This window comes from Nocardia sp. NPDC003345 (assembly GCF_053589395.1).
Genome location: NZ_JBSFRU010000517.1, coordinates 1 through 2,579, shown reverse-complemented (window position 1 = coordinate 2,579; position 2,579 = coordinate 1). Strand labels below are relative to the sequence as shown.

Below are 2,579 nucleotides of genomic sequence, written 5' to 3'. Positions count from 1 at the left end.
GGGCTGCTGGTCCACAACGAGTCGGCCGCGGTGACCCGGGAGAGTTTCGCCCGGGTCACCGGCTCGGAGCGCGAATACGATTCCTGGCAGCGGTTCTACGCGATGACCGCCGAGGTGGCCGCCGCGGTGTTCCCGACGCTCATCGAGCCGTTGCCCACTGCCGAGCAGTTGCGCCGGCGGGTGGGCGACCGGGCGTGGCGGGCCTTGTTCGACGAACCGCTGGGCGCGGTGATCGAACGATATTTCGCCGATGATCTGGTGCGCGGTGTGGTGTTCACCGATGCGCTGATCGGGACCTTCACCCACGCCCACGATCCGTCGCTGGCGCAGAACAGATGCTTCCTCTACCACGTGATCGGGGGCGGCACCGGCGACTGGGATGTGCCGGTGGGCGGTATGGGCGCGCTCACCGAGGCGTTGGTCGCCGCCGCGCGCTCGGCCGGGGCCGAGATACACACCGCGACCGAGGTCACCGGTATCTCCGCCGACGGCGATATCGCGGAGGTCCGGTTCGCCGGCGAGACGGGGGAGGGGGCGATCGGCGCGCGCTATGTCCTGGTGAACGCCGCACCGGCCGAACTGGCGCGGCTGCTGGGCGGGCCGGCGGCACCGAAACCCGAAGGCGCGCAGCTGAAGATCAATATGGTCCTGTCCCGTCTGCCGCGGCTGCGTGATCCCGCCGTGGACCCGCGCGACGCGTTCGCCGGCACCTTCCATATCGGTGAGACCTACGAGCGGCTGGAAACCGCCTATCGTGAAGCCGCGGCCGGCCGGATCCCGCGGCGGCCGCCGTCGGAGATCTACTGCCACACCCTCACCGACCCGGGGATCATCGGATCGGCCGAACCTCCCGGGCGGCACACCCTGACACTGTTCGGATTGCATATGCCGGCGGGCATCTTCGCCGCCGATCCCGCGGCCCGCGATTCCGCGGTGACCGCCACCCTCGCCGAACTGGACGCCGTGCTCGCCGAGCCGCTGCGCGACTGCCTGGCCCGCGACGCGCACGGCGCGCCCTGCCTCGACGTGGCGACACCGGTCGATCTGGAACGGTCGCTGCGTATGCCCGGTGGCCATATCTTCCACGGGGATCTCGCTTTTCCCTATCGGGACGAACCCGCGGATACGCCCGCCCAGCGGTGGGGTGTGGACACCGCCTATCACAATATCTTCCGCTGCGGCGCGGGCACCGTGCGGGGTGGTGGCGTGAGCGGGATCGGCGGCCACAACGCGGCCATGGCCGTCCTCCAGGAAACCGGTGCCCAGCGGCCGGGAAATGCCGGATGAATTCTGGTCGCCGATCAGGCTGCGAGCCTCACAGCTGGGAGTATCCGAATACTTTGTGCCGGTAGGGTTGTCGGCTGTGGATCGGCCCGGCGGGTCGTTCGATTTCGCTGACCGGCGCCGAGGAGAGATACGTGGCACTCGAAACCACCCCGAAGGGTGTGGCCCCCGAAGACAAGGCCGCGCGTGAGCGGAAGGCGATACGCGAACTGGAGGGCCGGCTGGCGGACGCGTACGCCGAGAACCGTTCCGCCGGCGAGGTGGGTGACGCCGTCCGCACGGCCCACAACCGGTTCTCCGGTAGCAGCGTGCGGGATTTCGTACCGATTCTCGTGGAGCGGGTGGTGCGCCGCGAACTGGATTCCGGTGCGGATTCCGCGATCGTACCGCCGTCGGTGACCGGGGCCGGTGCGGCACCGACCGAGAAGATCGTCGCCGGCGCGCCGGCGTCCGCCGATCCCGACGCCCGGTCCCGGGTACGGTCCCTGGCCACCGACCGTCGCGGATTGTTCGCCCTGGCCGGTGCCGGGGTGGTGGCCGCGGGCGCGACCGCGTGGGCGGTGACCCGGCCCGGATCGTCGCCGGCTGCGGTCGCGCCGGTGGCGGGCGCCGCGCCCGCGACGGTGACCGGTGTGGTCGGCTCGGAGAAGATGGCGTTCTTCGCCGATCAGCGGGTCGCGGAGATCTTCGCGTCACACGGGTACAAGGTCGATGTGCAGCCTGCCGGGTCCCGCGAAATCTCCACCTCGGTCGACCTCGGCGGTCAGGCGTTCGTGTTCCCGTCCAGCCTGCCCGCGGCGGAACGGATCATCCGCGAGGTCGGGGTCCGGAACCGGTATACGCCGTTCTATTCGCCGATGGCGATCGCCACCTTCGCCCCGATCGTGGAACTGCTCGACCGGGCCGGCGCGGTGAAATTCGACGGCCCGGTCCCGGCACTGGACTTCGGCGCCTATATCGATCTGGTGCAGCGGGGTGTCCAGTGGGACGAGCTGGCCGGTAACACCTCCTACCGGGTCGGTAAGAACATCCTGGTCAGCACCACCGACGCCCGGACCTCGAATTCGGCGGCGATGTACCTGGCGGTGGCCAGCTATGTGGTCAACGACGACGCCGTGGTGCGTGGTGCGACCGCCGAACAGCATGTGCTGCCGACGCTGCAGCGGCTGTTCCTGGCCCAGGGGTACACCGAGGGATCCAGTGCGGGCCCCTTCGAGGAGTACCTGACCGCCGGAATGGGCGCCACCCCGATGACCTGGATCTACGAGGCCCAGTTCGTGGCGGCGGCGGTGAAC

2 protein-coding genes are annotated in these 2,579 nt (G+C 69.8%); both read left to right on the top strand.

Annotated features, from left to right (window positions below; genetic code table 11):
* Positions 1–1,287: phytoene desaturase family protein (locus ACWDU1_RS31455; RefSeq protein ID WP_450004055.1), on the top strand; the 1,287-nt coding region annotated here is incomplete at its 5' end.
* Positions 1,288–1,418: 131 nt separating this feature from the next.
* The coding region (locus ACWDU1_RS31450) for a three-helix bundle dimerization domain-containing protein (protein WP_450004054.1) at positions 1,419–2,579 on the top strand (1,161 nt) is incomplete at its 3' end.